Genomic DNA, 24692 nt, shown 5'->3' with positions numbered 1-24692 from the left:
GCTGGGTAGCTAGGCGGGATTCGCTCGCGGTCGAGTCACGGGGTAGGGATACACGAGTCTAGCTCATCGACCCGGTGTCGGGTCTTCGGCGTTGCTGTTGGCTTTGTCGGCGGGGGGGGCGTCGATCTTGCTTCGGCCCCGACGGACCAGCTTGCGCAGCTCGTCGGGCTGAGTAACGTGCGCCCATTCGCGACGAGCGATTTCCGCCAAGCCGCCGGGCGGGGTCTGCATGTCGGCGCGGTAGTACGCGCGGAAGATCCGGCCGATCCAGCGGGTCACTAGCGCTTGAACGGTCCCTTGTAGCAATCCGCCCGCGATCCATCCGACCCCCGGAACCGTCTTCAGGAGCGAGCCCAGGGCGGCTCCCAACGCGGGTGCCGCTGCCGAGACGCCGAGCATCGCGATCAGGTTCTTGCCTAGCTGCGCGAGCATCTCGACTACCGTATCGACGTCGATCTTTTGCTTGTAGACCTCCGCCAGGTCGAGAACCATCTTCACCACGATGCCCGTGCTCACCGCCAGATCAAGCAGCGGGATCGGGTTGACCGCCGCTGCTCCGCCCGAGGCCCACATGTAGCGATCGATGATCCGATCGGCTTCTTCGTCGAGCGTCGCGAGCACACGCTGCTTCGCCTCGTCAACCAGACCGCGTGACTGCATCAGCAGGTTCGCCACGAGCAGGTCTCCTCCCTCGCTGCGGACGATTGTCAGCAGCCGGTCCGCCAGCGGGCCGATGTCGGCCGGCACCGCCAGCTCGTCGTGCTCCTGCGCGCCGTCTGCCGCGACACGCACGATCGGTCGCTTCGTGGGGCGCGATCGTACGGGTACCACATCGCCCCGCTGCACCAATCCGGTCGTTTGTTCGACAAGTTGTCCGAGCAGCGCCTGCTGCTCGGTGGGGCTGAACCAGTCCGCCTTGTTCAGGCACAGAACGAGTCGCTTCTCCATGGCGGCGAGCCGCTCGAGCAGCGCGTGCTCGTAGGCCTTGAGCGGTCCATCCACGACGAACAGTACAAGGTCGGCGTCTTCGGCGGCATCGGCGGCGTTAGCCGCACGGCCTTCGCCCTCCACTTCCGCCAGCCCGGGCGTATCGATCAGCACCACGCTATCCGAGTCCGGCCACGGCACCCGTTGCTGCGTGACCGTGGTGCCGCCGATCACGTCGGAGCGAAACGCCTCACGACCGGCGAGGGCGTTCAGGAGCGAGCTCTTGCCGCTGGAAATTGTGCCAAAAGCAACGATGCACAGCTCACGCACCTCGCGCCGCGACTCCAGGTCGGCGATGGCCCGCTCGATCTCGGCACGCAGCTGTGGCCGCACATCGATCCCCAACGCGTACTCGCGGCTCGCGGCAAGATTGTCGCGGAGCTCTTCGGCGCGTGCCGTGCGCGACATCTGACTGGGATTCTTGCCGCGGCGTTCCAGCTGCCGGCGCTTGCCAATCGTGTTCCACCACAGCCGCCAGCCGCCCCACACGGCCAGGCCGATGAGCAGCACGGCACCCACTCCCACCACCCCCAGATAGGCCCAAGCCACCCACGGACTGATCTCATGGGCGGCGTTGTACTGCGCCACCACCCGCGGCGGCACGGTCACCAGCACATATCCCAACGCCGCGACCGCGGCGAGGATTAGCAGGGCTTTTGAGGGACGGCGGGGGATCACGCGAAGATCACGTTGGGGGAAAGACCTCAAGAGCAGCTGACCGGTCGCCAGCTTGTCTCATGCCCTCGAAGTCCTTACGTCCGCCCCGCACGAAGCGGGGGGCCGCTTGGCGGCGGGCTCGCTAACTACCGTAGTCAATTCGACACCCGGCCGTCATCCTTGCCAGACGCAAACCGGGGCAGCGAGCTTTTTGATCGTTGCTTGCCCGTGCTAAGCCAACTACGCCGTTCAGGCAAAATATTGCCCTACTCGGCGAGCCAATCTCTTCTCCGTTGGTAGCCGGGGAAGTTAGGGGTTCAACGAGAAAAGCCCCGCGGCCGGTGAGGACCGCGGGGCTCTTGGCTGACGAGGGTTCGCGTTGGGGACTAGTCGAGGAAGCCAACCAGCTCCGCCGAGCGGCTGGGCTGTTGCAGCTTGCGGACCGCTTTGGCCTCGATCTGGCGGATCCGCTCGCGGGTCACTTTGAAGATGTGCCCCACTTCTTCGAGCGTGTAGCTGTAGCCGTCTCCCAAGCCGTAACGGAGCTTGATGATCTCGCGCTCGCGGTAGGAAAGGGTTTTCAGAACGTCCTGGATCCGGCCGCGGAGCATTTCCTGAGCCGCGCCGACCGAGGGGCTTTCGGCACCGGAGTCGGGCAGCAGATCGCCGAACTGGCTGTCTTCGCTGTTACCCACCGGGCGGTCGAGGCTGATCGGGTAGCGGCTCATGGCGAGCACGCGCCGGGCTTCGTCGATCGTGCAGTCAGCCGCCTTGGCGGTCTCCTCGAGGGTTGGCTCGCGGCCCAGCTTTTGGAGCAAGGCGCGCGACACATTGCGCACGCGGCTCATGGTTTCCACCATGTGGACCGGGATGCGGATCGTTCGGCTTTGGTCCGCAACGGCGCGGGTGATGGCCTGTCGGATCCACCATGTAGCGTAGGTGCAGAACTTGAACCCGCGGCGGTATTCGAACTTGTCGACCGCCCGCATCAGGCCGGCGTTGCCTTCCTGAATGAGGTCCAAGAACGACAGGCCGCGGTTGCGATACTTCTTGGCGATCGAGACCACCAGCCGCAGGTTGCCTTCCGAGAGGCCCCGCTTGGCACGCTGATACTCGGCGTGAACGCGGCGGAGCTGGCGGACGCGGTTCCGCAGGCTCGTGGGCGACTCCTGCAGCGCCTTGAGGATCGCGCGGTACTCGAGGATCACCGGCTTGCGCTCGGACATCGGCCGGCGATTCTTCTTCATCTGCGCCATCTGGTCACGCAGCTGCTCGACCCGACGATTGAACTTCTTCAGTTCATCGATCATCGGCTCAATGCGTTGGGTCCGCAGACCAAGTTCTTCGATCAGCAGCACGGCGCGGCACCGGCGCCGGCCCAAGCGCTCCCAAGCTTCTTTGCGAGCCTGCGGCTTGGCCGACTTGCTGGTCGCGACCTTGTAGTCCTCTTTGTTGCGATCGAGCAGGATCGAAAGGGTCCGCAGATTGTGCGGCAACCGACCAAGGATCTGATCCTTCTCCAGCCGATCGGTCACCGAGACCTGTACCGTGCGGTCGAACGGTAGCTCGCCCCGGTGAACGCGGTCGAGCACCTTGACGGCCTGCTGCATCACGTAGTCGCACGCCAGCAGCTTGCGACGAAACGCGGTGCGTGTGACCTCGATGCGGCGCGCCAGACAGATCTCTTCTTTGCGGGTCAGCAGCGGGATCTCGCCCATCTGAGTGAGATACATCCGCACCGGGTCATCGGACCATGACTCGGTCTCCATGCCGTCGAGCAGGCTTTCGCTGTCGTCATCGTCCGTAGCGCTGTTTCGCTCGCGTGCGGCTTGGCTACGACGGGCGGCGTCGGCAACGCTGCGGAGGCCCGCCTCGTCATCTTCGTCATCCGTTCGCCTCCCGCCGGCAAGATTTTGCACGTCGGACGAATCGACCTCAGCGTCGGCTAGGTCATGATCAAGCAGTGCATCGTACAAGTCGGTGTGCTCCTCACGCGCGCTTCAGGGGATCCGGCGGTCGGCGGAAGAGGGTTTGCCTGGGAGGGCGAAGACCCGCGATTCGCTGAAAATTGCCGGTTGTAAAAAGGCTGTCTCGGTTGGTGCCCGACGTGTGTCGAGCGCAGCTGTTGTTTGGAAAATGTCTCAACAAACCGTCAGCGGCGGCGTCACGTTCGAAAGGCTTGTTGCGCCATTCGCTTTAGGTAACGCCTCGCCCTGCTGCCGGCAGGCTTCGGCACCCTTCTCAAACGTCAGAACAGGGCCGCGGGCACAAGCCCTGGGCAACGATCTGGCGGCGAGGTGGGTCTCCCTTCGCGCCTCATCCCATGAGGCTCTGATTTAAAAAGCCCCTTTCCGCAGGGCTTGTGCTTGTCATCGATCAAACTAGTTCGGTCCTTCGTCGCGAAACCTTTTTTCGAGCCGAGACGCCGCGCCCATGATGTGGGGGGAGAGAGCCGCGTGTCGTCAGTCGGTGCTTCTCGTTAGGTTCGCTGCCAGCGCTGCCTTGGGGGTGAGTGAATAAGCCGAAGAAAGAATCAATCGGCTCAGGATCTACCCGGGGGGATCGCCGGTTTCTTGCTAGTTCGTTGTGGTTGGTTAAAGGGCGGGGTGGGTCTTCAGGCGGACGTAGCGGTTCGAGACTCGGTCAGTCGCGGGTCGTTAGGGAGGGTTGGCTGGCAAAAGGGGCCGGGCAAAGGTGAGCGTGTCTGGTGGTGTCGTTCACTTGTTGTGAAAGCGGTTGTTCGTGAAGGGACACGAGGGGCAGACAAACTTACCACCGCGGTGCCAACCTGCTGCCAGTCGGCTCGATTTGGTAAAGGATTACGTTGAGGGTAAGGGTGTGGTCTTGTCAGAAACTTGTGCAGTCAAAGAGCATTGAATCGACATGCTGAGGGTTTTCGAGCGGGGCTTCGGTGTGGTGCCCCTCGTTCGTTCTTGCTCTGTACGGTGTGGGGGAAAGGCCAGTTCGTTTAACAGCCACCGGCTCGTGAGGTCTTCGCCCAGCGATTGGTCGCAGCAATCGGAACCAAATGAAAATGGGACGATTAGCTAAAGTCAGTCGGTGTCTATCGAGCCTCGCTCCCCAGAATCTTTGCGGTAAACGGAGGCTCGCAGCCCCGGGGTTAGTTTGGTTTGCGTGCTCCTTGAATCGGATGCCGTCTCGCAGCCCAGCTGTTGCTATCATTCCCTCGGAAGGCAGGTTTACTCGCGATCGCCCTGATAACGCCTGGAAGTGAGACCGGAACGGGTCAGGACGCTGTACGCTTGAGTCCGTCGGTGAGTCTGCGGGTGAGTCTGCGGAGTGCAGGTCGCACCCAATCCCAGGTCGTAACGCTCTGAACGCTGCGCTACCGCTAACGGCATGGCTTGCTAATTGATTGGCTCGCTAATCGATTTGGTCGCTAACAGCTTGGGTCGCTAACAGCTTGGGTCGCTATCCGCTTGGGGCGTGGGAGGTAAGCTTGGGGTGGCAACAGGTTGGCGGGGAAACCGGACCGCGGAGAAACTCGCTTACGCTGTCGGCGGTCCGCCTCGCGTTCAGTTCACCTCAACACTCCGTAACCCCTCGCTCTGACCCTGTCAGTCGGCATAATTATACTCGCCGCTACGCGCTGGTCTAGACTTTGGATCGTGATCGTGGTGGTTTCTGACCAGACGTCCGAAGGGCTCATGGTCGGTTGCCGAGTCGGCGGCGGAGTCGGGCTACGGAGTCGGTCGGCTGCGGGGCGTGCCCTCGCTTGAGGTTTGTTGACCCGCTCCCCGTCATCCCGCCCACGATCACGATTCCGGCTCCGATTCCTGACTTTTTCCCCGCCAACGCTCTCGCCCCCCTGATACTGTCGTGTCTGTCGCCTATTTGCTCCCTTGCCCCTGCGGTCAGTCCCTCCGCATTAATGTTTCGCAGGCGGGGGGGGTCGTCACCTGTGACTGCGGAGCCTCGGTTGTGGTTCCTCGGCTGCGGGAACTCCGCAACTTGCCCGAAGTAGAGTCGATCGAAGAGCGCCCGTCGGCGTGGGGGGCCGCTCAGGGGGTCCTAGCGATCGGTGCCATCTTGGCCGCCCTTCTGCTCGCGGCGGCCGGCTGGCTCAACGCCAACGAGCCCCCGGCACCGCCCCAAGTCGATACGGCCGGCTATCTGAAAAGCGTTAGCGTGGGAGTCGAAGGGCTCTCGCCGGCGCAATCCTACGATCTGTGGCTCCAGCGCTATCAGCCCCTCGCTTCGCTCGGCTTTGTTGACGATCTGCAACCGCAGATCGATCTTGCCCAGCAGGCGATCGCGCTTCATAGGACGTATCGCAACGTTGCGCTGATCGCCGCCGGCTTAGCCTTGGCGGGAGGTATCGTCGCGGGGTTGATGTTGCGTCGGTCCGGGGTTGTGAAACAAGTCAACCACGCGTGAGCGGTCAGTTCCCCCCCCCGATTGGTGCCCGAAGCGCGGTTTCGGAGAGAACGCAAGTGCTTGATACCGAGGGCATTAAGGCCAACCTTCCACGGCCGATCCGGTGCTTACACGACGTGGGCCCTCTGCGTCTGGAAGCCGGCGGAGTGGTGCGCGCGGTGTTGGATCTGGTCGAAGGGCTTGCTCGGGCAGGCAGCGAGGTCACGCTCGCCACAAGCGATCCCGCCGATGTCCCGCCCGAGTGGGCTCAGTCCGATCGACGGTTTCCGCGTGTCGTAACCCACGACCGACGGATGTCGCCCCTGCTGCGCCCGCGCGGATCGGCCAACGATTTGGCGCGGCTGATTGCCGGGGCCGAGGTCCTCCATCTGCACACGCCATGGGACCCCTTTAACTTGGCGATCGCCGCCGCCGCACGGGCTGCTGGCCGGCCGTACATTGTGAGCGTTCATGGCATGCTCGATGATTGGTGCATGGCGGGCAAAGCGTTCAAGAAACGCTTGTTTCTTGCCGCAGCGGGTTGCCGTATGCTCGAGGGAGCCGCCCGCGTCCATTTCACCGCCGAGGCCGAGCGCGATCAGGCGATGAAATGGATCCCGGGTGCCCGGCCGGTTGTCTTGCCGCTCTTGATGGACACCTCGCCGTACGGTTCGCTGCCGGGACCGCAAGCCGCCCGCGAGGCGTTCCCCGCGATCGCTGAGGCTGAGGTGGCCGGCGAGCCGCGGCTGCTGTTCCTCAGCCGGGTGGATCCCAAGAAGGGGATCGACCTGTTGATCCGGGCCGTCGCCACGCTCGCCGCCTCGGGTCAGCCAACGCACGCTCTGATCGCCGGTCCCGGTGATCCGGCCTACGTCGCAACGCTCCAGCGGCTGGCCGAGTCGCTTGGCGTAGCGGGGCGGATCCACTTTCTTGGCATGGTGCGCGGCGAGCTGAAGTGGTCGCTCTATCAGGCGTGCGACGTGTTTGTTTTGCCGACTCACCAAGAGAACTTCGGCATCGTGTTGGTGGAGGCAATGGGCTGCGGCCTGCCAACGCTCACGACCCGTCAGGTCGATATCTGGCGCGAGATTGAGCGGTGCGGAGCCCGCATCACCGAGGATTCGTCCGCGCCAATCACGCAGACGCTTGGCGAGATGTTGGCCGACCTGCCGGCCGCCCGCAGCGCCGCCGCGAACGGGCGGGAGCGGTTGCTCGGCTGGCTCGATCCGGACCGTCTGGCGGACGAATACCTTGCGCTTTACGCGCAAGTGGTCGCCGAAGCCTCATAGCGGGTGTTGCTACACCGCCGAGTCGGTGACAATATCCTGAGACACTTGGCGAATCACTACGGACCTCGCTGCTGTGCGCTACCGCGTTCTGCCGCTTTCAAGTGCCTCGTTGCGCCACGGGCAACCTCGTTTTTAGCCGACTCACCTTAGGTGAACTCCCATGCAAGCCAATCCTGCCGCCGTAATTTTTCTTGCCCTCTTGGTTGCTGTCGGCTTGGTAGCCACGCAAGGCGTTGCGATCGTCGAGTCGGGCACGGTGGGCGTGGTCCGTCACTTTGGCGCGGTCCAAGACCTGCTTGTGCAACCCGGGTTGCAATTCAAGGTGCCGGTCATGACCGACATCGTGGCCATGGACACCCGCGTTAAGAAAGTCGTCGCCGAGGCGACCGCCAGCAGCAAAGACCTCCAGATCGTTACCTCGAAGATCGCGCTCAACTACCGCATCGACGCGACAAAAGCGAACCTGATCTTTGAGAAGCTTGGACCGCAGTATCCCGAGACCATCGTCGAGCCGGCCCTGCAAGAATCGATCAAGGCCACCACTTCCAAGTACACGGCCGAGGAGCTGATCACGCGACGTGCGGAGGTTGCCCAAGAAATGGAAGACGATCTAATCGCCCGGCTGCTGTCGAAGGACCTGATCCCGACGGACCTCTCGATCATCGACTTTGAGTTCTCCGCCGAGTTCAATCAGGCGATCGAGCAGAAGCAGGTGGCGCAGCAAGCGGCCCTCCGCGCCCGCAATGACCTAGACAAGGTGCGGATCGAAGCCGAGCAGGCGCAAGCCGAGGCCGAGGGCAAAGCCCAAGCCGAGCTAGCCCGCGCGCGGGCGGAAGCCGAAGCGCAGCAGATGCTCCGTGCGACGCTGACCCCCGAGGTGCTGCAATTGCGGTTCATCGAACGCTGGGATGGCCGCTTGCCGGTTTATTCGGGCGGCGAGGGAACCATGCCGATGCCCATGATGCCGCTGCCAGCGGCTAGTCCGAGTCGCTAGCGTCAGCGGACGAACGATCGAGGCTTTCGAGCACCCAGGCGTGCAAGCCCAAGACCCTGGCATAGGTGATCGTCGCGAATAGGCTCAGCGGGATGAGCGCGTACATCCATTTCATGCTGCGGTTCGCGGCGACTTCGGCGACCAGCTCCCACGGGCCACAGACCAGCGGATAGCTCAGCGCGTAGAAGGCGATCCACCGCAGGGGAAACCTGCTGAGCGTTCGTACGATCGGCGGCGAAAGAACGCCCCACACCGAGCCGCTCTCGAGCTGCGAGAGCAGCACCAGCGGAAAGCCGAGCCAAAGACTCAGCCACACCAGTCGCGGTGCGCCGCCGGGCAAGATACCGCCCAGCAGCAACAGCGCTGGCGCAGCAGCAACAACTCCCGCTACGACGAGCGTCACTAACGGCCCGAGCCACTCGCTGGCGTCGGTGGTGGGCCACTCCCGTACGCGGTCGCCGCCAACGCTTGATTCACTGAGCAGCTCGATCAAGATCTTCGCCAACACCCCCGCCACGAGCACGCTGATGGCGAGCAGAACGACCAGGAGCAGCACCCCCGCGATCGCACCGAGGCCCAGCGAGACGACCCCCGCTCCGCCCCCGACACTCCCGCCAAGCACGCAAAAGACCAGTATCCCCATCACGGATACCGTCAGCCAAACCGCGATCAGCCCGGGCGATTTCCAGCACGTGAACGCTCGGCGATAGAGTGCGCCGGAGGGAGCCTCACGCGGAGGCGCAGCCGCACCACGGCTTGAAGCCACTTCTTGACCCAGGCGGGAGCGGCTGAGGTACTCTTCCACGGTGAAGCGGGCGAGCGTGTTTTCCTGCGCTGCTTCCACTTCCACCGCCTCGTCGGTCAGCCGTGGGGCCTTGGTCTTTTCGGCGGGGGGCTGCACCGCGATGCGTGTCTTGGTGCCACAGTCGGGGCATACGAGCTGCTTGCCGAGGTGCTTTTCGGCCACGTCCATTCGCGTGCCGCACAGTTGGCACACGACGGATACGTGGCGCGGCGCTTGGTCCGCCAGATGAACGCCCCAGGGCTGATCCTCTCCCTCATAGAGCTCGTACTGCGTCTGGTCCAGCGCCGGTGGTCGTTGCGCTTTCGAGGGCTTATCAGGCTCAGAGCTTACGAGGTTTGCCACCCCGCAATCGGGGCACGACACTTTCGCGCCCACCGGTTGACCTGAAACCGAGTAACGCGTGCCGCACCGGCCGCACGAGAGCGTGTAGCGCGCGCGGGACGTAAACGGTTGTCGAGCGGGTGCCGGTGGCGGGCTGGTTGGCTTCGGGCTGGCTGGCGGGATCACGAGGTCCGTGTTGCACGAGCTGCAGCGCGCGCGCTTGCCAACCGCTGCCGCGTGGGCGGTGCATGCCTTGCCGCAGGTCGGGCAGCTGAACCGCAGCACCGATCCGCCGCTGGCCGCAGGACGAGGAAGACGCGTGGGCGTGTCGTGCATCGCGCGGCTCAAACGGTTCGGGGGGCAATGGTCTGCGGCAGCGGCGCTCGGCGTCCGTTAGCGGGCCTGTTGCTGCCGCCGCAGACACGCGGCGGCACATGAGCGTATGATCGGGGGGATCCCACTGGAAAGCGAGGCAAATCGGTTGGCATTTTTAGTCGAACTGTGGATCGTCTGGTGCGAGCTCGCGCCCTGGCTGCTCTTGGGGGCGGCCATTGCCGGCTTGCTGCACGCCCTGTTGCCCCCCGGGTTCCTTGAGCGGCAGCTAAACGGGCGGCTCGGGGTCGTTAAGGCGGTTGCGCTCGGCGTGCCACTGCCCCTGTGTTCCTGCGGTGTCGTGCCGGTCGGTCTGAGCTTCCATCGACAGGGAGCCGGCGTTGGTGCCGCGGTCGGGTTTCTGATCAGCACGCCGCAGACGGGGGTCGACTCGCTGATGGTGACCGGCTCGATGCTCGGCTGGCCCTTTGCGCTGTTCAAGGTGCTGGTAGCGCTCGCAACCGGAATGGTTGGTGGCTGGCTGGCGAACCGCTTCGCGCATGAGAAACCTCGCTTGCCGATTCTCGAACCCGTCACGGTCGTCACCCGCCAAGCGGGTTGGCGCGACGCCTTAGACCATGCCGATGAGGTGCTCGCCTCGATCTGGCGGTGGCTGGTCGCTGGCGTATTGATCGCGGCGGCGTTGGGGGCGTGGCTCCCGCCGACGTCGCTGACGGGGCTCGCGCAGCAAGGAAGCCTGGCAGCGATCGGCGTGACGCTCCTCGCCGCGACACCGCTCTATGTTTGCGCTACTGCGTCGGTTCCGATTGCCGCGGCGCTTGCCGCGGCCGGGCTGCCGATCGCGGCCGTTCTGGTGTTTCTGATGGCGGGCCCCGCGACCAACGCCGCGACAATCGCGGCGCTGTGGCGAGGGCTCGGCGGGAAGGCCACGGCCATTTATTTGGCGACCATTATCGGGGGCAGTGTGGCGGGCGGATTGTTCTACGAAGCCCTCGGGCTCCCGCTTGCCGGTAGCGCTGCCGTGACACACGATCATGCGGCCCACCTGATTCCCGGTTGGCACCAAGCCCTCGCGATCGTGCTGGCGTTATGGTTAGCGCGGTTCGCTTGGCGAGACGTGCAGCGTGTGGTTGCCTCTCGCCGAAAGCCGCCGGCGGATGGCTCCGCGCCGCAGCGTTACGCGCTCAGCGGGCTGCGCTGCGGCAGCTGCGTGGAAAAACTCGAGCGGGCGCTGACCGCCGACTCCCAGATCGCGACAGCGCATGTGCAACTGAAGCCCGCGGTGGCTGAAGTCGTCGGTGACGCGAGTACCGAACGTGTGACGCAAATCGTCACGGCCGCGGGGTTTACGGTGCAGGGCAAGATTTAGGTTTGACACACGGGCCCCTGATCGTTCCACTGCGGGCCGTGCGTTGGTGGTCGTCTTGCCCCTTCAGCAAGACGACGTAACAGGGAACCCGGTGCGACTCCGGGACGGCCCCGCCGCTGTAACCGAGCATCCACCGCCGGACCACTTTTGCCGTTTCTTGCGGCAGCAGGCCATTGCAGAAGTTTCTCGCCCGCAGCGCGTGCGACCCCTCTGTGAGAAGGCAGGTCCGACTGCGGGCTCGGGAGTCAGAAGACCTACCAATGCTTGGCATGCGATCCGCTTCGAGGGAAGGCGGTCGCGTCGTGGTGTAGCAAAGGCTGTACAGCTCCCAATCCGTAGTCGATGCCCGCAACGCTTTGCGTTGCGACGACGCGGGTTGGCAGTGCGGTTTTGGCTGCAGAAGCCGGAAAGGCGTGGTCGATGGCGACCCGACCCAGCAAGATTTGCCGTTCGCGCTGCGCCTTCACGCTCATCGAGCTGCTGGTTGTGGTGGCGATCATCGGCGCGCTAGTGGGGCTCTTGCTACCCGCCGTTCAGGCCGCCCGCGAGGCGGCCCGTCGCACACAATGCATGAACCATTTGAAACAGGTTGGCCTGGCGCTAGTTGCCTTTAGCGATGCCGGACAACTGCCGGTTGGGTGCGTTGGTTGCGATCAATTTCCGGCAGGACGGCTTACCTCGTGGAACACGCACCTGTTGCCGTACCTGGAACAACAGGCACTGCTCGACGCATACGACTTCACCCAGCCGGCACGCTCGATGGGCAATCGGGCGGTCGCGATCACGATCGCCGAGTTTCTTTGCCCTAGTGACGATTCGGAGCGCTACGCCGACACCTCGGCGAAGTGGTCGAATTGTGGTTACACCGACTACGGCGGCATCTATGGACTCGAAGGCAGCGCGGCAGGAGCCGGCTATGGGATCGACGCGGCTAGTTTCGGCGTGCTCGTTTACGACCAGCCCGTTCGTCTGGCCGACATCACCGACGGCTTGAGCCACACGCTGGCCGTTGCCGAACTGCTTAACCGCCGGATTCCCGAGACGGTGTGGATCAACGGCCATAACGTTTTCGCCCAAGAGGCAACCACGCCGATCAACGCCCCCTCGAGCCTCGGCGGCGACTTGGGTAGCGCTCACCCGGGCGGCGCGCTGGCCGTGGCCTGCGAGGGGCATGTGCGCTGGCTCGCCGACGCCACGCCGCAACCCGTGCTCAACGCCTGGCTGACACGCGCCGGAGAGGACCACGCCCGATGAAGCGTCTAGTCCTTTTGCTGGTGTTGAGCCACACGAGCTTGCCTGCCTCGGCGACGGTCTCGTCGTTCGATGACATCCGCCTGTGGAGCGGCGCAGGCGCGTACCGCGCGGCGCTGGCAATCGATTGGGACGGTGCCTCGATCGCCGATGAGGCCCTCGTCTGGGGGTTTCGCTGGAACGGCGTTGCTACGGGGGAAGACCTGCTCCGCAGCGCTATCTCGGCGGACCCACGCCTGTACGCCAAGCTGGCGGGAATCGGTGCGAACGGTGCCGCGGTGATTGGCCTCGGATACGACCTCAACGCGGATGGTCAGTTCGCCATCAGCGATCAAACCCTGTTTGACGCCCACGGACTGGCGATGACAGCACCTTCGGATGGAGCGACCTCTCTACCGGGCGACCTATACAGCGAAGGTTGGGAAGACGGCTACTGGCACTACGGCGTTCGCTCGGCGGCGGGGGCTTGGCAGTCGTCGCAAGTGGGCGCTTCTAGCCGCGTGTTAAGCGATGGGCAATGGCACGGCTTCGCCTTCGCGCTGACAAACAACTATGACGAATTCGCCATGAACCTCCTCGCCGCGGAGCCCCCCTCTCTCGCCGGTGATTTCAACCACGACCAGTTGGTCGACGTGGCCGACTACACCGTGTGGCGAGACGCCGTCGGTATGCCAGACGGGCTAACGCCGGCAGACTACGACGTGTGGGTCGCCAACTTCGGCACCGGCGGTACCGCACTTTCTACGCCGGAACCCGCCACGATCGTCTGCGCCCTACTCGGCATCGCTGCTGTCGCTACCAACCGGAACAGGCATCGCTCTGCCAGGCGGAGCGCTGCGTCATCGGATTCACCTAGATTAGTCACTTCTTTATGAAACCACTTCTTATGAAACACTTGCTGAGCACCCTCTGCGGCCTGTTCCTCATAACTCCTCTGGTTGCCGGGCCTTACGATCCGGCCCTCGATGGCGTCGCCGCGACCGATCTGCGCGTGGAGCGCTGGGCGACCTCGGTGGTGGAGTTTGTTCGGGGACCGCGCTCGATCGCGGATCCGGCCAACGGGCTCGCTTCTTTTGGTGTTGAAAACAATGCCCTGGGCGTTTCCGACGCTGACGCCGACTTCACGAAGGTTGTCAGCCTGGGCGACGGCGGTTCGATCACCGTTGCGTTCGACGCTCCGCTGGCGGACCGCGCGGGCCCCGACTTTGCGGTGTTCGAGAATAGCTTTGCGTTCAATGGCATCCTGTTCGCAGAACTCGGCTTCGTCGAAGTCAGCAGCGATGGCACGAATTTCTTTCGCTTCGCTTCGGTTTCGCTCACGCCGACAACCACCCAACTCGGTGCGTTTGACGGCCTCGATCCCCGCGATATTCGTAACCTGGTTGGCAAACATCCGGCGGGAGTCGGCACGGCGTTCGATCTGGCCGAACTCGCGGGCGTTTCTCCGCTGCTGGACATCAACGCCGTGACCCAGGTCCGCATCATCGACGCGGTAGGTTCGCTCGACCCGCAGTTCGGCACATTCGATTTGCTAGGCAACCCGATCAACGATCCGTTTCCCACGGCCTCGGCGGGCGGGGGCCTCGATATCGATGCGATCGCCGTCTTGCGGCCGATTCCCGAGCCGGCGGCGGTGTGGCTCGTTGCGTTAGCGGCGGGGACGATCGCGTCGTACCGCACGCACTCGGTGTCAGGAAACCCGCGCCGATGAGCAGCGCAACAGGATCAACGGACGAAGCGCCCGACTACTACGTTGAGTCGGGATGCGTCGTCTTTACTGCCGCGTTCCACCTCCGGCGTGGATACTGTTGCGGCAGCGGTTGCCGTCACTGCCCTTACGGATCCGGCGATCCAGCGGCAATCGCCCCCGATGCCGATTCCCGCGGTTTGCGTTGCGTCTCGGCGGGGCGTGTTAGGCAGGACAAGTTGTGACTCTGGATCACGATCGGATGGTGATCGAGCGCAACCGTCAAGCTTGGAACGAGCTGGCCGAAGCGGGCGCTGCGCTGACGACCGCGGCCACGGAGTCAGACTTCGCCGAGCCGGCGACCGCGGTCGATCCTGAGGGTTGGTTACGCCGTGGGCTGGGTGGAACGCTCCACGGCAAGCGCGTGCTTTGCCTCGCCGCCGGCGGGGGGCGGCAGGGCCCCCTCTTTGCCGCCGCCGGGGCCGACGTGACCGTGGTTGATATCAGCCCCGCGATGCTGCGGCGCGATGAGCGAGTTGCCCATGCGCGCGGGTTGCGGATCCATCTGCTCTGCGCTTCGATGAACGATCTGGGCGAGTTACCGGCGGGCTCGTTCGACGCCGTCGCCCAACCGGTCAGCACCTGCTACGTGCCCGACGTGCTGCCCGTGTACGCCCAGGTTGCCCGCGTCTTGCGCGACGACGGCTTGTACGTCAGTCAGCACAAGTCGCCCACCAGCCTGCAGGCAGCAGCTCATGCAACACCTCAGGGAGTGTTGCTAAAGACTTCTTACTATCACTCGGGCCCTCTGCCGGCTGCGGGCCCGTGCCGAACGCGCGAGCCAGGAACCCTGGAGTTCTTGCACCGCTGGCAGACGCTCATCGGCGGCCTCTGTCGGGCCGGCTTTGTGATCGAAGATCTTCTCGAACCATCACACGCCGCCGAGCCGGGCGATCACGGCATCCGCAGCCGCTATGTGGCTCCTTACGTGCGCCTCTTCGCGCGGCGTGTCGCACGGGACACCAAGCGCTGACCGTGGGGGCTTGCGGATCTCCTTAGACACGCAAGTCGATCCGCAGCGGCAGTGTTACGGGGGCCGCATCGTCGGTGCGCTGCTCCAACGGCAGGGGGGCTTCCTCGGGGGGCCAAGTCGAGCCCGTTCTGTCCACGTCACGGCGGGCGACCCTGATCGAGGCGAGCCAGATGCCCATCACGAGCGCTTGCGCACACGAGTAGACAAGCACCTGTTGTGTGTAGAGGTTCAGTGGTGCCGTAACCGCCATCAGCAGGCATGCGGCGGGCAGACCAACAAGAAACCACGTGCGTCGCCGCCGGCGGAATAAGTAGTGCAGGCTGGCCATGATCAGCACGACAATCGCTTCGCCGCCAACCAGCTGCAAGAAACTCTTATCCGACATAGCGGACCAATCGCCGTTGCGAACCGCATTCGAAACGAGCGCGACGCAGAAGACCGAGACGAGCAGCGTCCCCATCGAGAACCGCAAGCGTGGGCGTGGTGTGAGGGTAGGGCAGGTAGCGCGGTGCACAACCGACACCAGCCCCGCCGTCAGAAGTTTGCTGGCCATCACCCCGAGCAACGCGGGTCCGAGCACGGCATCGGTCTGATCGCTGATCCGGAAAAACAGCTCGATGAGCAGCACGAGTGCCGTGATCGTCACGGCCCCGCGGAGCACCACACCCCGCGTGGCGCTCACGACCCACATGGCCAGCAGGCTCATCTGCGCCAGGAAAAATGCGGCCGCGTACAGATTCTGATGGATGTCGGCCGCCGTCAAAGCCAGATCGATCGCCAGTGTCGCCGCTAGCAAGAACGGCAGGAGTGGCCGGCGCCTGAAACGGCGTTTCCACAGTCGGCGGTAGCGGGCGGCCAGCATTCCTCCATGCTATCTGCTCCGCGGCCAAGGGGCGCGTTGCGGCCCGCCGCCTGAGCAGCGAGAATCGGTCTGCCGGGCCGGAGAATCGCTCCAACCCGGCCCTTGGCCCCCTTTCATCGCCCGATCTCTGCCGCGTCTGTGCCTGACTCGAACCTGCTAGAGAAGCTCTGCTTGGTCGGTGACGCCGTTGCCGGTGATCCGTCGCACTTTATGATCGAGCGTGCGCTCGAGACGATGGGCGTCGAATGGCGGTTCCTCTCGTTCGAGCCCCCTGTCGACCGGATCGGTGACGCGTTGGCGGGGCTCGATGCCTTGGGATTTCGTGGCGTCAGGCTCCGCGGCGTCCTGCAGGACGCCGCGGCACAGGCCGAGGACGGTTCGTGGAAGCTTACCGAGCGGGCTATCCGCACGGGCCGCGCCACGCACCTCACCCGGCACGATGGGGTCCTCCAGGCCGACGACGCCACCGGACCCGCGCTGGTCGAGGCCCTTGCCGACACTCTGGGCGAGGCGGGCGATCCGGCCGGTAAACGCGTCGTCTTGCTCGGCGCGGGGGGCGTGGCCCGGAGTGTTGCCGATGTGCTCATCGAGCGCGGGGTCGAGTTGCTCGCGATCGCGGACCGATCGCAACAAGCGGGCCCCGCGCTCGTCTTGGCGCTCCAGGAGCGTGCCGCTGCCGGCGCGCGGCCGACCGAAGTCCGTGCCACCGCCTGGGAGCCCGGCTGGTTCGACACGCCTGAATCCGTTGATTGGTTTATCTCGGTGGCCGACTGGCCCAAGAACGACAACGATCGGGTTGCCGCGACGCTCGCTCCCGAGATGCTCGCCAACCAACTGGTGGTGGATCTCGGGGTGGGCTCGAAACGGGCTCCGCTGCTCCTCAAGGCGGTGCAGCGCGACGCACGCATCCTCGATGGTCTGCCCGTCTTGGTCGCCGAGACGGCGCTCGCCATCGAAGCCTGGACGGGTGAGTCCGTTGATCGTGAAGTGCTGCGTGACGCGGCCGAAGAGTTTCTGGGTCTGTGAACGCTCGGAAGTTTGCCCGCCTTTTTCCACTGAGCTTTTTCGCGGACCTCTTATGCAGGGAATCTTCGTCACCGGTTGCGGCACCGAGATCGGTAAGACTTATGTCGCCGCGCAGATCGCTCAGCACCTGAAGGCGCAGGGGTTGCGGGTTGGCGTGTACAAACCGGTCGCGAGCGGGTGCCGCCGTGTGCAGGGGAAGCTGGTGGCCGACGACGCGGTGGCGCTATGGGAAGCCGCCGGCCGCCCGCTCGCGCTCGACGCGGTCTGCCCCCAGCTCTTTGCGGCACCGATCGCCCCGCACCTCGCGGCCCGCGCCGAAGGCCAGGAGGTCGACAGCGACCTGTTGCGTACGGGTTTTGAAAGGTGGCGCGACGCTTGCGATTTTATGATCGTCGAAGGTGCCGGCGGATTGATGTCGCCGCTGACACAGGACGACTACAACGCCGATCTGGCGATCGACCTGGGCCTGCCGCTTGTGATCGTCGCGCCCAATCGATTGGGGGTGATCCACGACACGCTGACCACGGTGATCACCGCCAGCGTGATTGACTCGCTCACCAATCGGGGTGAGCTGCGTATCGCCGGCGTGGTTCTCAACGACGTGAGTCCGACGCCCGACGCCAGCCATGCGAGCAACGCCGCCGAGATCGTCGAGCGGGTGGGCCCGCCGCTGTTGGGCTGCGTCGCGTGGAACGCCGGCTTCGAGCGGTCGATCGATTGGGTCGCGGTTGCGACCGAGGCGGAACGCCCCTCAGATGATCACGGTCATCACGAACACGAATAGACCGGCAGAGCGCGTTATGCCCCGGGCGGTCGTCGGATAGCGTGCTGGCCGAGCCGGCCTTCGATCGCTCTCGGAGCGGTCAGACCGTGGCGACCTCGGCGACCGTTTCGAGGGCACGCTGCTCAGCGAGGCTCGTGTCGGCCGTGACACGCAGTGCTACGCTCCACCGCCCGTTCGCGTCGCCCTGCAGGATCCAGTGCGGCTGGATGACAACCGACTGATTCACCAGCTCGAAGCCCCCTTCGCTCTGGCTGACCGTCGAGAGCGGGTAGGTCCAGAACGAGGTCGGCCGATCGGCGACCACGCCCATATCGATCCCCAGCCAGTTATCGACCGCGTGCAGCTCGGTCTGGTCGCCCAGGTCGAGCGTGGTGCTCAGGTTCCCGAGCGAATCGTTGGGGTCGGTGGTGTAGAAAAAGCGATCGTCAGCACCAGCCGGCAGGCCGGCGAAGTTCAGTTCGGTGGAAAAGTGCAGCGGCCTTTCATTCGGCAGACCCTCCAAGAGATACGCGATCTCGAGCGTGGCACTGCCCGCATCGAGCGTGACCCCCTTTGTCAGGCGAATCGGATGCCCATCGACGTGGCCGTCGCGGGTAAAGAGCACCTGCATGCGTTCGGGCTTGCGGCGGAGCTTGGTTTCGTAGGGAGCCCCGACAAAATCGCCCGCCTCGCGGGCCTCGCCGCGCCGCACCCCTTCAAACGGGGTGTCGAGGTCGTAGAAGTGATCGACCAGACTCCGCCGGCAGCGCTCGTCGTACTGCAGGTGTTCGTTCAAACCCTCTTGCTTGAAGACGACCAGCTCGTGAATGCTCGCGACGTTGCCCCCTGCTGCTGAGGGGCCGGCGAGCACCTTGCGATGATAAGCTTCCTCGCGGCGGGCCAGTGTCGCACCGACATTCAAGCAGATCGCGCGAACGTCGAGTTCGTACAGCTCGGCACCCTCTTGGGGAGCGAGCAACGCCACTAACCGATTCGAGGCCAAACGCACCTCTTGCCGGGCGTCGAGATTGTAGTCGTCCGTATCGAGCTCGACCCATTCATTGGCGGGGGCTTCACCGGTCGCGGTTGGCAGGCCGCGTCCCTCGCTCTGGTCGATAAGGTTCTCGGCGGCGATCAGTTGGTTGTAAACCGCGTGGCGCAAGTGGGGCAGGTAGACGCCGCCGAAGGCTCCGTGCCAGTAGCTACAGTTGCATTGGCCGCGGTAGAGGGCGGTCGTCGCATGATCGAGCAGCTCGCAGCGCCGATCGGACGACGGCGTACCTGGCTCGGGCTGATCGGCCCGCGCCTCGGCCAGCCGTCGGCTGACCATCTGCATGCGCGCGTACATGTCGCCGGTCTCGGGATACCGAACCTTAAAGTTCCGCCAGAAGCCGCCCCGGGCGAACGGAGCGATCGCTTCCCAGCGGTGCTCGTCTTCCAGCTGGTGCTTCGCATCGTGAAAGAGATTCTGCTGCCGAGCGGGCAGCGCCCACTCGGTCATCTCGCGGTAGCTCCCTTCCGGAATGTAGATCTTGCCGAGCGGGCTCATCGCGTCGAGGGCCTCGCTGGGAGTTGTCAGCTTCAGCCAGTCGCGATTGGCCTGCAGCGCCTCGAAGAAGCGCTTCAGCCAGCCGTTCTTGTAGACATGGTCCTTGGTGTTGGGCCACGTGCCCAACTTCTCGCCGTCGTCGCCAAACACGACGATCGCGCCGGGCTGGACCGCGGCCACGTGCCGCAGGTGATCGATCGTCTCGTGGGGCTCGGCAAACGGAATGGTGTAGCGCAACCGCTCGCTGCCGGGGAACACCGACAGCAGCCGCGTGTCCTCTTCGGTCAGGTAGTAACCGTGCAGCTCATCGGAGGTCCAGCCGGCGTTCTTGAAGTGGAAGTCGTCCAGAATGGTGTACTCCATCCCCGCTTCGACCAGATCGCGCGTGAGGGACTGCTCCCAAACCCGCTCTGGCATCCACATGCCGCGGACCTTGGCCCCGAGTCGCTCGGTCAGCCATTCCGTGTAGCGGCGGATCTGCCCGACGCGATCGCGCGAGGGGATCATGGTCAGGATGGGCTCGAAGAACGGACCGCCCAGCACCTCGATCCGGCCTTCGCTCACCAGTCGGGCGAGACGGTGCAGGTACTCGGGATGGCGCTCCGCGAGCCACTCCATCAGCGATCCGCTGGTGTGCAGGCCGATGGCCAGCCCTTGAAACTGCTCGAAGACATCGAGAAACGGCAGATAGCTGTCCTCGTAGGCCTGCTCACAGACCCCGTCAAAGTTGCCGATCGGTTGATGGTTGTGCAAAACCAGCACAAGCCGGAGCGGTTCACTCATAGGGTTGCAGCGCAGTCGGGCGAGAGAATCGAGAGGGGCAAGGGTAGAGAGCCGGTTGGGGGGCATACAGCAAGCCGCCACGCCTTTCGAGGGTGATCGAACGGCTGCCCTGATCGGCACAACCGCAATCCTACTGAACTTCGGTCGGGTCCGTCCACGTCCGTGATAGCACGAAGGCGAACGAATCCGTGCGATCGTAACCGCCCACGTCGGGCGACCCGCAGGCTCGCCTGCCAATCCGCTGGCTTACCTGACCGTTACCGCTGGGAGGCGCTACGCGGGGCGAAAGCAGGCTTTGCCTTTGATTACGTCATCTCAGGAGATGCCGATATCCCTTTCGGACAGGCCCTTAGCGGCCGCCTTGCCCGTTGCTCAGGCGATCGTTTTCTAGCGCTTCACGCAATCGTTTGGCGGCAAATTCGGGGGGCGTTGCGTTGATCCACATGCCCGTGGCCAGCTCGAAACCGGCCATGACTGCGTGTCGGGGCGTGATATCGATCCGCCACGGTAAGCCGCCCCGGGGGGCATCGATCATCAGGTTAAAGGCGTCGAAGCCGCTCGCCGTCCGGATGCCGAGCAACACCTGCCGTAACAGCTCCGCGAGGTGGCTGGCAGTTTCGCTCTGAACGTAATGGGAAAAATCTTGGCGGGCTTCTTCCGCCACCACACTCGTTTCGTAGGCGAAGCGGGGCGTCGGTGCAGCAAACGCCTCCAGCCCGTTCTCAGCCAAGATACGCAGACTCTCTTCTTCCTGCGCGTCGCGAGCGAGCTTGGTAGACCCAGCGGGGGAGTAGCCGGGCGGTGTAGCCGGGAGTGCCACCACCTGGCTGTGGGTGTGTTCAAGCGAGGCACCGGCCGCGGCCCCTTCGTTCTTAAATACCAGCTCGTAGCCTGTTGAGGATTGCGCGCGCCAGTAGGTCAGTCGGCGGGCCCAGAGCGATACGGCGGCAGCCGCTTCGTTCGGCGCGAGATCGACAAAGCGCTTTGTGTGCCGGGGCGACTCGATGACCACCTCTTGGGCTCCGTCGGGGGCCTCGAAGGCCGCGTAGCGGTTGGGCACGACCCGACCTAGCCAGCCGCCCTTGTCGTCGGCAATCCGTTCGATCTCGGGAGGCGTATCTCCCTCGGCACCGCAACAGAACGGGCAGCGCCGCTCGGCATGGGGCGAGAAATCGCTCGGCCGAGCGTCGCGGCGTGGCGCGATCCGTACGCGCCGGCCCGTCGCTTGGGATTCGACCCAGTGGCTGATAGTTGGATCGGTCAAGAAACACCTGGCGCGCAGCATGCGGCGCGGTTAGGGTGGGAACAGAGCGGCAGCAGCGACAGCGACAGGGGGAGAGGGGGAAAGCCCACACTCGGCGGGCTCCCGAGTCTCTCACAGACAATCGGCGTCCAACGGGCGCGTCAAGCCATCGCTGGCGCACCGACGCAGTCCATCGCCCGCTTGTAAAGCTCGGCGTACTGCCCGGCGCTACGGTCCCACGACCAATCCTGCTCCATGCCGGTCGTTACCAACTGACGCCACACGTCGGGCTGACGATAGACACGCACCGCCCGATCGATCGCCATCGAGAGGGCATAGGCCGAGGCGTCGGCGAACGAGAAACCGTTGGCATTCCCCGCTGCGAGTGTCGATTCGGTCGTGTTGACGATCGTGTCAGCCAGGCCGCCGGTCTCGCGCACGATCGGCACGGCACCGTACTTGAGGCTGTACATCTGATTGAGCCCGCAGGGCTCGTAACGGCTGGGCATGAGGTACATGTCGGCCCCGGCCTCGATGCGGTGGGCCAGCTCGTTCGAGAAGCCGATCCGTACCGCGACACGCTCGGGCATTTCTGCCGCGAGTCGCTGCAACAACTGCTCATAGTGCGGATCGCCCGATCCCAGCAGCACCCACTGCGCGTCAAGCGATTGGGCCATGCGGGGCAAGACTTCGGCGATCAGATCGAAGCCTTTCTGATCGGCCAGCCGTCCGACGCTCGCCAGTAGCGGCACATCGTCCCGTTGTGGCAAACCGACTTCGGCTTGCAGGGCACGCTTACACGCGGCCTTTCCGGCGGCGTAGTTATCCGCCGAGTATTTCTGAGCGATGTGCGGATCGATCGCGGGGTTCCATACGTCTTCGTCGATCCCGTTGAGAATACCGAACAAGTCCTCGCGGCGGTGCTGGAGCACACCTTCAAGCCCGCAGCTCATCGGCGGGGTCTGGATCTCGTGAGCGTAGCGCGGGCTGACCGTGCTAATGGCGTCGGCGAACACCAGAGCCGATTTCATGAAGTTGAGCTGTCCGTAGAACTCCAGCTGACGCCAGTTGAAGTGCTGCCAGCCGAGCCCTGTGAGCTCCATGTCCCAGTGCCAGAAGCTTCCTTGGTAACCCAGGTTGTGGATCGTGAAGAGCGTCGCCAAGCGTTCCATCACCGGTCGGTTGCGATACAGCGTCTTGACGTACGCCGGCAGTAAGCCGGCTTGCCAATCGTGGCAGTGCAGCACGTCGGTCTGGAGATCGAAGCGTTCGATCGCTTCGAGCACCGCGCGTGAGAAAAACACAAACCGTTCGGCGTTGTCGCGGTATTCGCCTCCGGCGTCGCCGTACAGGCCGTCGCGGTTGAAGTACCCGTGTTGCTCGACCAGGTAAACCGGCACGTCGCTGCCGGGCAACCGGCTGCGCAGGAACTCGCCCGCGACCCGCTTGGGCCCGATCTGCACCTCAAAGCGTTCCCCGGTCCGCTCCAGCGGCTGACCCGACTCAAGCGCCTGGCGAAAAGCGGGCAGGACGACGGTCGGTCGCAGCCCGATCTTGCTCAAAGCGAGTGGCAGAGCACCACCGACATCGCCCAAGCCCCCGGTCTTGCAGAACGGAACGGCTTCGGACGTCGCGAAGAGGATGTTCACGGACGGGTCCCGTGGTGGGAGGAAGATCGGACAGCGGGGGGAGGAACGCCACCGGCGTGCGGGAAGGTCCCCGCTGAAGAGAAGAGTCGGCCCAGTCGCCCAAGTTTATGCAGTCGTTCCGTTTCGCCAAACCCCGACTAACAACAACGGGGCCCGGTCAGGCGTCAGAATCGCGCTCACCGGACGCCCAACGCGTGCCGAAACGGGGCTCACCGCCTGTGGTTAAGAGCGAAAGCCCGCGAGCAGCCGTCGCATTGGGGGGGCGTCCGGTCCGCGGTTCAGCCGCAGACCGCGGCGATTGCCGCACACAGCCGATCGACATTCGCAGCAGAGACCCCCGCGACGTTGATCCGACCCGAGCCCACCATGTAAATGGAGTGCTCCTGCTTGAGGCGCTCCACCTGCTGCTTGGTGAGGCCGCTGAACGAAAACATGCCGAGCTGCTTTTCGATGAACGAGTAATCCCCCGGCACGCCGTGCTCGGCCAATTTTTTCACCAGGAGCGTCCGCATACCGTTAATGCGGGTGCGCATCTCTGCCAGTTCGGCCTGCCACTGCGTGGCGAGCGCGTCGTCGTCCAGGATGGTCTGGACCAGCGCTGCGCCGTGGGCCGGCGGGTTCGAGTAGAGCGTGCGGATCACGCGGTTGACCTGGCTCTGGACCACATCGCGTCGATCGGCATCGGCGGCGATGAACGTGACGGCACCGACACGCTCGCGGTACAGCCCGAAGTTTTTGCTGAACGAGCTGCAGATAATCAGCTCGGCACCGGTCTGACAGAACTCGCGCAGACCCTGAGCGTCCTCTTCCAGACCGATTCCAAACCCCTGATACGCGAAGTCGAGCACCGGCAAGACGCCCCGCTCCGCGAGCGTCTGGGCGATCTGTTGCCACTGTTCCACGGTCGGGTCGATGCCGCTGGGATTGTGACAGCATCCGTGCAAGAGCACCGCGTCTCCGGCCGGCAGGGTGCGGAGTTTCGCTAGCAGGGCGTCGAAGGCCAAACCATTTGTGGCCGAATCAAAATAGGGGACCGAATCGGTCGCGACCCCCGCGGCGGCGAAGATCGCCGGATGATTGGCCCAGGTGGGGTCGGTCAGCCACAGCTTCGCGGCCGGCAGATTCTGCTTGAGGAAGTCTCCCACCACACGCAACGCCCCGGTTCCCCCCGGGGTGTGCGAGGTTGAGCCCCGTCCGGACGCAATCACCTCGTGCTCGGCACCGAGCATCAGACGCTGCACCGCGGCTCCGTACTGCGGCGATCCGGGAATCGGCAGATAGGACTTTGTCTTTTCAGCCGCCACGACCCGACGCGTTGCTTCGACAACCGAGGGCAGGACGGGCGTCACGCCGTTTGCGTCTTGGTAGACGCCGACCCCCAGGTTGATCTTGTTGGGGTCCGGATCGGCCTTATAGGCGTCCGTGAGGCCCAGAATCGGATCGACAGGAGCAGCTTGAACGGTTTCGAACATCGTCACGAAGGCCAGTAGCGAGAAAAAACGCCGTGCTAAGCAGAGCAAATCAGGGATGCCCGCGAGCGAATCTTGGGCGACCCGGTAGTTTAGTTCCACCACGGCCGAGTCGGTACCCGCTCGCCGGGGCGTCGGTCCGCGTGATCGGCCGGTTCCGTCCCGCTTCGACGGGCGTCGCCCGGTATCTGGCGGACCGCTTCTGTGCTATCCGTGATCGTCGTCAGCATCTTTGCGAAGCACGA

At 64.4% G+C, this 24692-nt stretch carries 20 protein-coding genes and 1 riboswitch; of the genes, 12 read left to right on the top strand and 8 right to left on the bottom strand.

What is annotated here, in order from left to right; all coding sequences use genetic code 11:
- Positions 1 to 63: 63 nt before the first annotated feature.
- Together Pla111_RS07540 and Pla111_RS07535 are read right to left on the bottom strand one after the other, a co-directional pair.
- A complete protein-coding gene (locus tag Pla111_RS07540) occupies positions 64 to 1665 on the bottom strand; it encodes a YcjF family protein (RefSeq protein ID WP_146572971.1) in 1602 nt (533 codons plus the stop codon).
- A gap of 365 nt (positions 1666 to 2030) precedes the next feature.
- The gene (locus Pla111_RS07535) at positions 2031 to 3620 is read right to left on the bottom strand and encodes a sigma-70 family RNA polymerase sigma factor (RefSeq protein WP_146572969.1); all 1590 of its coding nucleotides are present in this window, start codon (positions 3618 to 3620) and stop codon (positions 2031 to 2033) included.
- 1864 nt (positions 3621 to 5484) lie between these two features.
- On the opposite strand from Pla111_RS07535, the gene Pla111_RS07530 reads away from it, so the two are divergent.
- The 3 genes from Pla111_RS07530 (at position 5485) to Pla111_RS07520 (ending at position 8304) form a co-directional block, all read left to right on the top strand.
- Positions 5485 to 6042 carry a hypothetical protein gene (locus tag Pla111_RS07530; protein ID WP_146572967.1) on the top strand — a complete coding sequence of 186 codons (558 nt, stop codon included), beginning with the start codon at positions 5485 to 5487 and terminating at the stop codon, positions 6040 to 6042.
- A gap of 56 nt (positions 6043 to 6098) precedes the next feature.
- Positions 6099 to 7310: a glycosyltransferase gene (locus tag Pla111_RS07525; RefSeq protein WP_197524854.1), complete on the top strand. Its 1212-nt coding sequence runs from the start codon at positions 6099 to 6101 to the stop codon at positions 7308 to 7310.
- A 160-nt stretch (positions 7311 to 7470) separates the two neighbouring features.
- Positions 7471 to 8304, top strand: a complete 834-nt coding sequence (locus Pla111_RS07520; RefSeq protein WP_146572963.1) for a prohibitin family protein — start codon at positions 7471 to 7473, stop codon at positions 8302 to 8304.
- Here Pla111_RS07520 and Pla111_RS07515 read toward each other — a convergent pair.
- Entirely contained in the window at positions 8288 to 9451 is a 1164-nt protein-coding gene (locus tag Pla111_RS07515; RefSeq protein WP_146572961.1) for a hypothetical protein, read from the bottom strand. The two genes, Pla111_RS07520 and Pla111_RS07515, sit on opposite strands and share 17 nt — an antisense overlap.
- A 172-nt stretch (positions 9452 to 9623) precedes the next feature.
- Here Pla111_RS07515 and Pla111_RS17445 point away from each other — a divergent pair, with 172 nt between their 5' ends.
- From Pla111_RS17445 to Pla111_RS07480, 7 genes are all read left to right on the top strand, one after another.
- Positions 9624 to 9827: a hypothetical protein gene (locus tag Pla111_RS17445; protein WP_231930816.1), complete on the top strand. Its 204-nt coding sequence runs from the start codon at positions 9624 to 9626 to the stop codon at positions 9825 to 9827.
- Positions 9828 to 9911: 84 nt separating this feature from the next.
- Positions 9912 to 11132 carry a permease gene (locus Pla111_RS07505; protein ID WP_197524852.1) on the top strand — a complete coding sequence of 407 codons (1221 nt, stop codon included), beginning with the start codon at positions 9912 to 9914 and terminating at the stop codon, positions 11130 to 11132.
- 27 nt (positions 11133 to 11159) lie between these two features.
- A riboswitch (cobalamin riboswitch) is annotated at positions 11160 to 11408 on the top strand.
- Between the two features lie 144 nt (positions 11409 to 11552).
- Complete coding sequence (locus Pla111_RS07500; RefSeq protein ID WP_197524916.1) at positions 11553 to 12386, top strand: DUF1559 domain-containing protein; 834 nt, start codon at positions 11553 to 11555, stop codon at positions 12384 to 12386.
- Positions 12383 to 13258 carry a hypothetical protein gene (locus Pla111_RS07495; protein ID WP_146572953.1) on the top strand — a complete coding sequence of 292 codons (876 nt, stop codon included), beginning with the start codon at positions 12383 to 12385 and terminating at the stop codon, positions 13256 to 13258. The genes Pla111_RS07500 and Pla111_RS07495 overlap by 4 nt, the downstream gene beginning before the upstream one ends.
- Positions 13259 to 13269: 11 nt before the next feature.
- Positions 13270 to 14094 carry a hypothetical protein gene (locus Pla111_RS07490; protein ID WP_146572951.1) on the top strand — a complete coding sequence of 275 codons (825 nt, stop codon included), beginning with the start codon at positions 13270 to 13272 and terminating at the stop codon, positions 14092 to 14094.
- Positions 14091 to 14315: a DUF5522 domain-containing protein gene (locus Pla111_RS07485; RefSeq protein ID WP_146572949.1), complete on the top strand. Its 225-nt coding sequence runs from the start codon at positions 14091 to 14093 to the stop codon at positions 14313 to 14315. The genes Pla111_RS07490 and Pla111_RS07485 overlap by 4 nt, the downstream gene beginning before the upstream one ends.
- Complete coding sequence (locus Pla111_RS07480; RefSeq protein ID WP_231930814.1) at positions 14312 to 15103, top strand: class I SAM-dependent methyltransferase; 792 nt, start codon at positions 14312 to 14314, stop codon at positions 15101 to 15103. Before Pla111_RS07485 ends, Pla111_RS07480 begins: the two co-directional genes overlap by 4 nt.
- Positions 15104 to 15125: 22 nt before the next feature.
- On the opposite strand, the gene Pla111_RS07475 is transcribed toward Pla111_RS07480, so the two are convergent.
- Entirely contained in the window at positions 15126 to 15965 is an 840-nt protein-coding gene (locus Pla111_RS07475) for a hypothetical protein (RefSeq protein ID WP_146572947.1), read from the bottom strand.
- 138 nt (positions 15966 to 16103) lie between these two features.
- Between Pla111_RS07475 and Pla111_RS07470 the strand changes: the two genes are divergently transcribed.
- Positions 16104 to 16991, top strand: a complete 888-nt coding sequence (locus Pla111_RS07470; RefSeq protein ID WP_146572945.1) for a shikimate dehydrogenase family protein — start codon at positions 16104 to 16106, stop codon at positions 16989 to 16991.
- A gap of 52 nt (positions 16992 to 17043) precedes the next feature.
- Positions 17044 to 17775, top strand: a complete 732-nt coding sequence (gene bioD, locus Pla111_RS07465) for a dethiobiotin synthase (RefSeq protein WP_146572943.1) — start codon at positions 17044 to 17046, stop codon at positions 17773 to 17775.
- 79 nt (positions 17776 to 17854) lie between these two features.
- Here bioD and Pla111_RS07460 read toward each other — a convergent pair whose 3' ends face one another.
- The 4 genes from Pla111_RS07460 to Pla111_RS07445 form a co-directional block, all read right to left on the bottom strand.
- On the bottom strand, positions 17855 to 20086 hold the full coding sequence (locus tag Pla111_RS07460; protein ID WP_146572941.1) for an alpha-amylase/4-alpha-glucanotransferase domain-containing protein: 2232 nt from the start codon (positions 20084 to 20086) through the stop codon (positions 17855 to 17857).
- A gap of 349 nt (positions 20087 to 20435) precedes the next feature.
- A complete protein-coding gene (locus tag Pla111_RS07455) occupies positions 20436 to 21371 on the bottom strand; it encodes a galactose-1-phosphate uridylyltransferase (RefSeq protein ID WP_146572939.1) in 936 nt (311 codons plus the stop codon).
- Between the two features lie 119 nt (positions 21372 to 21490).
- A complete protein-coding gene (gene glgA / locus Pla111_RS07450) occupies positions 21491 to 22978 on the bottom strand; it encodes a glycogen synthase GlgA (RefSeq protein WP_146572937.1) in 1488 nt (495 codons plus the stop codon).
- Between the two features lie 278 nt (positions 22979 to 23256).
- Positions 23257 to 24552 carry an amino acid aminotransferase gene (locus Pla111_RS07445; RefSeq protein ID WP_391581017.1) on the bottom strand — a complete coding sequence of 432 codons (1296 nt, stop codon included), beginning with the start codon at positions 24550 to 24552 and terminating at the stop codon, positions 23257 to 23259.
- Positions 24553 to 24692: the final 140 nt, after the last annotated feature.

The organism is Botrimarina hoheduenensis (assembly GCF_007859815.1).
Classification (GTDB): Bacteria; Planctomycetota; Planctomycetia; order Pirellulales; family Lacipirellulaceae; genus Botrimarina; species Botrimarina hoheduenensis.
The sequence above is the reverse complement of the archived record's forward strand: the minus strand, read 5'-3'. Positions and strand labels throughout refer to the sequence as shown.